Genomic DNA, 4,781 nt, shown 5'->3' on the forward strand with positions numbered 1-4,781 from the left:
TCGAAGGCCCAACTCTACCAGATAGCTGGGAAGGAGATTATTGTTGAGGAACTGTGAATATTTCTGAAAGGAGAGTTTGGGAGTTGAAAAATAATTCTCTATCAATTAAAATTGCTTACTTTCGGTTCCAAAAGAAGCGTTTTCATAAAAAAAGAAGAGGAAAAAATAGGACTGTATTTTGTTTTATATAAAAAAGATTTTTCTTAACAATGATATCTGAAAGCATATTAAAAAAGAATAAAACTGGAGGTTAGGAATATGTCTTTAAAAAATAAGAAGAGGAATAAACCTTATCACCCCTTCATATTTGGAATCGTAATCTTGTCTTTGATTTTATTAATGACTTTAACAACCTTTGCCAATGGAACTAAAAAAACTCCTTTTACTCTTTCTGAAGCAGTTAAAATTGCTTTAGAAAATGGAAATGATATGAAAACAGCCCTATTTGAGCTAAAAAAGAGTGAATTGACCTATCAACAAACCAAAGCAGATTTACTGCTAAATCCATCTATTTTAAGCGAACTTTCCAACCAAACCGCTCTTTTAGTTGCTCAGCGTAATTATGAAATCACTCGTTCCAACCAGGTACAAGTAGTAGAAGAAGCTTATTATAATATCCTCAAAATCCAAAGGTTAGTTGCTTTAGCTCAAGAAAACATCAACCGTTCTCAAAAGCAATTGGAAAATGTAAAAGCTAAATATTCATTAGGAATGGTTGCTCAGATTGATGTCATCTCAGCGGAATACGAATTGTCAAAAGCCCAATCCGATCGCTTGAATGCAGAGAGTAATTTACAAATTGCCAAAATGAATTTTAACCAGCTTTTAGGAAGAGATTTAAACACTCCGGTTGAATTAACCAGTGAGTTGACATTTAAACCTTCAGTCGTTGATTTGAAGCAAAGCACAGACTACGCCCTAACCCATCGTTTAGAGATAAAAAAAGCTGAAGATGAAGTTACCCTGAAAATCAAAGAAGTCCAAGTTAATACCAATGACTATACTCCTCTTCTTAACCAAAAAAAATCGCAAGTTGATTTAGAAGTCTCGAAAGTAAATCTTGAAAACATTCAAAATAATATACTAATCGAATTACAACAGAATTATGAATCGTTAAAAACTACCGAACGAAATGTTCCCTTGCAAGAAAAGAATTTAACCAAAGCCAATGAATATCTTAGAATCGCTGAAGCTCGTTTCGATGCAGGAGCCATTACCAGTATCGAACTCATCGATGCTCGGAATGATGCCTATGAAGCCGAAAATGCCTATTTGCAAGCGGTTTTTGATTACAATGTGGCTATGTCGAAATTTTATAATTCTTTAGGAATGTCCCTTGAAGAACGAATGAAGTCATTTTCTGACGACGGATCAAAATCAGCACCTCAGGAACAACCAACAGAATAATGAATACCAATATTTAATCAGCAAGAATTAAGGATTCGAGCTTTAATGCTTCCAAGCTAAAAAGTAAAGGGATGGAAACATGAAATACCTTATTTATTTAGTCGAAGACGAAGAAAATCTGAACCAACTTTTAACTTCCTACCTTAAAAATGAAGGGTGGGAAGTCTATTCATTTCTTACCGGAAGTGAAGCTCATAAAAATATTACCAAAAAACCTCACTTATGGATACTAGATATTATGTTACCTGATATCGACGGATATCAAATTATTCGAGAAATCAAAGCTTTTTCCCCAAATATACCAGTCATTTTCATTTCTGCTCGCGATGCCGATCTCGACCGGATAGTTGGATTAGAAATGGGAAGCGATGATTACCTTCCCAAACCTTTTCTTCCTCGGGAATTGGTAATTCGATGCCGTAAAATTTTAGAAAGAACTTATGAAAAAAGCCTCAATGCAACATCTGAAAATTATATCCATCTCCCTCCTTATATCATTAATACTGACACCAGAAGCGTTCATAAAGAAAAACAACTCATCGAGTTGACTTCGAAGGAATTTGATCTCCTGTGCATTTTTGCGGAAAATCCTGGGAAAGCTTATACTCGTGAGCAAATCATTGAGCAGGTTTGGGGGATTGATTATTACGGAACCGATCGAGTTGTTGATGACTTACTGCGACGTCTTCGTAAAAAAACCCCTGAAATCCGAATTGAAACAATATACGGATTCGGATATCGATTGGTATCATCATGAAGATGAAAAATTTGCCACTTGCCATTCAAATTTGGTTGATTTTTGCTCTTTTAATCATTGTTGTAACAGTAGCTTTACTTTTAATTATTCCTTTTTCTTTGGATCGTTTTTTTATAAATGAAATTTATGCCAATATTGAGAACGGTCAGGATACTTTTCAATCTGGAGAAATTTGGCAATTTCCCCGAAATTTACCTCCTATTGTAAATGATGAAGCTGACCAAAACATTCGAACGGTACGACACCTTTTATTTAATAACGATAAACAAATATTCCCTCCCAATCCACTACCAAAACCGGTATTAGAAAACTTTATAAAAATAGCTCAATCACAAGAAATGGATTTACAACGATATCAGGAAGTTATAAGAGGAAACCGTATGTTTTACGTTATACGCCGAATATCTTCACCAACGGGTAATTTTTATTTACTTTCCTATATGTGGGATAGTTATCGCCAAAGCTTGGTCCGTACCCTGTTCCGTCAGCTTTCTTTGGTGATGGGGATGGTATTTATTCTAAGCTGGATTCCGGCCATTATATTAGCACAATATCTCACTAAACCTTTAGTTTTTTTGGAAAAACATGTCAGTCAAATTGCCAAACAAAACTGGGAAGAGCCAGTAGTCATTCAACGAGAGGATGAAATTGGTCGCTTGGCGAAGTCAATTGATGTTTTAAGAAATCGTTTAATAAGACAAAATGAAATTCAACAAAATTCCTTGCAAAACATATCCCACGCCCTCAAAACTCCAGTAATGGTCATAAGGAGCTACGCTCAGTCAATTCTTGATGGCATCTTTCCTAAAGGAAATCTGGAGGCTTCGGTTTTAGTAATCGATCAAGAAGCTGAACGTTTGCAAAAAAGAAATCGGGATCTTTTATATTTAACTAAACTTGACGTCCTTAACACCATCAATCAATCTCAAGATCAGTATCGACTTGACGAACTCATCATAGATGTTATGAACCGTTTCCAAATAAGAAGAAAGGATATCAAGTGGATTACAGATCTTGAGGATATAAGTTATTCCGGTGATTATGAACAGTGGACTGTAGCCCTGGAAAATTTAATGGATAATCAAGTCCGATATGCTCATAATACCATAACAATTTCACTCAAGACTCAGCCCAACTCCCAAATTCTCATCCAGGTTGGAAATGATGGACCTTCTATTGAAGAAAAGACTATGAAAACACTTTTTGAGAAATTCCATCCTGGCATGAAAGGCGAGTTTGGGCTCGGTCTATCTATAACTGCAAGAATCATTAAACTCCATGGCGGTACCATATCCGTTGCTAATCAGGAAAAGGGCGTTACCTTCTCTATTTTAATTCCAGCTCAAAAATCATGACGAGTGAATTTTAATACTCTTCATAGGTGGTTTTTAATTTTTGATCCCGTTCTGCCCGCTCAATAGCTAGCTCTATGAGACGAGTTATTAAGTCTTTATAAGATAAACCACTTGCTTCCCAAAGCTTGGGATACATACTGATCTTGGTAAACCCAGGAATGGTGTTCACCTCATTTACCAAGAGTTTACCATCTTCCTGCAAGAAAAAGTCAACTCGTGCCATTCCTTCGATTTCTAATACTTGGAAGACCTTTAACGCCGTTTCTTGAATTTCTTTTATTAAATTATCAGGCAACTTGGCTGGAACCTCAAAATTTGCACCATTCTCATCTAGATATTTTGCTTGGTAGGAATAAAATTCGTGGTTGGGTTTGATTTCACCTGGAAGAGACGCTTCCGGATGTTCGTTTCCCAGTACTGAACATTCGATTTCTCTGCCCAGTATGCATTCTTCTATTAATATTTTTTGATCATAAAGAAAGGCTTTATCGATGGCTGGTTTGATTTCATCAATGGTTTTTACCTTACTAATTCCCACTGAAGATCCCAGATTAGCTGGTTTTATAAAAAGAGGAAGACCGAACTCAGCCTGGATTTGAAGCAGGTCAATTTTATTGCTATCAATCTGACGCACAACTTGAAAATGGGGGATAGAGATGCCGGCATCATGGAGCAGGCGTTTTGTTACTTCTTTATCCATACCAATAGCTGATCCAAGTATTCCGGCACCAACAAAGGGAATCCCGGATAACTTTAAAAAACCTTGGATTGATCCATCCTCACCGTTGGTACCATGTAAAACTGGAAATACGACATCAACGGGTTTTGGTTTTTCCCGGGTTGATAGATGGTATAAAAAATCGACCTTTCTGCCAGGTATTAACGCTAATTGTTGATCGCTCTTATTGGTAAATGATCTTAATTGATGGGTAGCATTATATTCAAGAAAAATTTGTTCATCACTAAAGTGCCACCCTCCTTGCTTGTCAATACCAATCAGTACAACATCATATTTTTCCTTGTCAATGGCTTCATATATGCTCCGCGCTGACAAAATTGATATTTCATGCTCCACCGACTGACCACCAAATAATATTCCTACTTTAATTTTAGATTCCAATTGGGCATTAACTCCTTTTATTATCAAAAAGTATTCAATGAATTATATATCATATTATGGAACTGTATTATCTATCCTGTTAATATTATCAAATGAATTCCCCCATTGAGGGGGGTTAGGGGGGTGTGCCTTTAATTGTTTT

Annotated in this window: 4 protein-coding genes; 3 read left to right on the forward strand and 1 reads right to left on the reverse strand. The window is 36.1% G+C overall.

All coding sequences use genetic code 11. From position 1 onward, the window contains the following. Positions 1–258 precede the first annotated feature (258 nt). The 3 genes from PLK24_RS08420 (at position 259) to PLK24_RS08430 (ending at position 3,519) form a co-directional block, all read left to right on the forward strand. Positions 259–1,407: a TolC family protein gene (locus PLK24_RS08420; protein WP_324478130.1), complete on the forward strand. Its 1,149-nt coding sequence runs from the start codon at positions 259–261 to the stop codon at positions 1,405–1,407. Positions 1,408–1,486: 79 nt separating this feature from the next. Next, a complete protein-coding gene (locus PLK24_RS08425; RefSeq protein WP_324478132.1) occupies positions 1,487–2,164 on the forward strand; it encodes a response regulator transcription factor in 678 nt (225 codons plus the stop codon). A gap of 2 nt (positions 2,165–2,166) precedes the next feature. Beyond that, positions 2,167–3,519, forward strand: coding sequence for a sensor histidine kinase (locus PLK24_RS08430; RefSeq protein ID WP_324478134.1), 1,353 nt, complete (start codon positions 2,167–2,169; stop codon positions 3,517–3,519). 10 nt (positions 3,520–3,529) lie between these two features. Here the strand turns inward: PLK24_RS08430 and ddlA are convergent, their stop codons facing one another. Further along, a complete protein-coding gene (ddlA, locus tag PLK24_RS08435; RefSeq protein ID WP_324478136.1) occupies positions 3,530–4,639 on the reverse strand; it encodes a D-alanine--D-alanine ligase in 1,110 nt (369 codons plus the stop codon). Positions 4,640–4,781: the final 142 nt, after the last annotated feature.

It is taken from the genome of Atribacter sp. (assembly GCF_035418125.1).
Classification (GTDB): Bacteria; Atribacterota; Atribacteria; order Atribacterales; family Atribacteraceae; genus Atribacter; species Atribacter allofermentans.

Excerpts from the sequence above, each read along its gene's own strand:
- PLK24_RS08420 (WP_324478130.1), top strand. The coding sequence starts at position 259 with ATGTCTTTAAAAAATAAGAAGAGGAATAAACCTTATCACCCCTTCATA.
- PLK24_RS08425 (WP_324478132.1), top strand. The coding sequence starts at position 1,487 with ATGAAATACCTTATTTATTTAGTCGAAGACGAAGAAAATCTGAACCAA.
- PLK24_RS08430 (WP_324478134.1), top strand. The coding sequence starts at position 2,167 with ATGAAAAATTTGCCACTTGCCATTCAAATTTGGTTGATTTTTGCTCTT.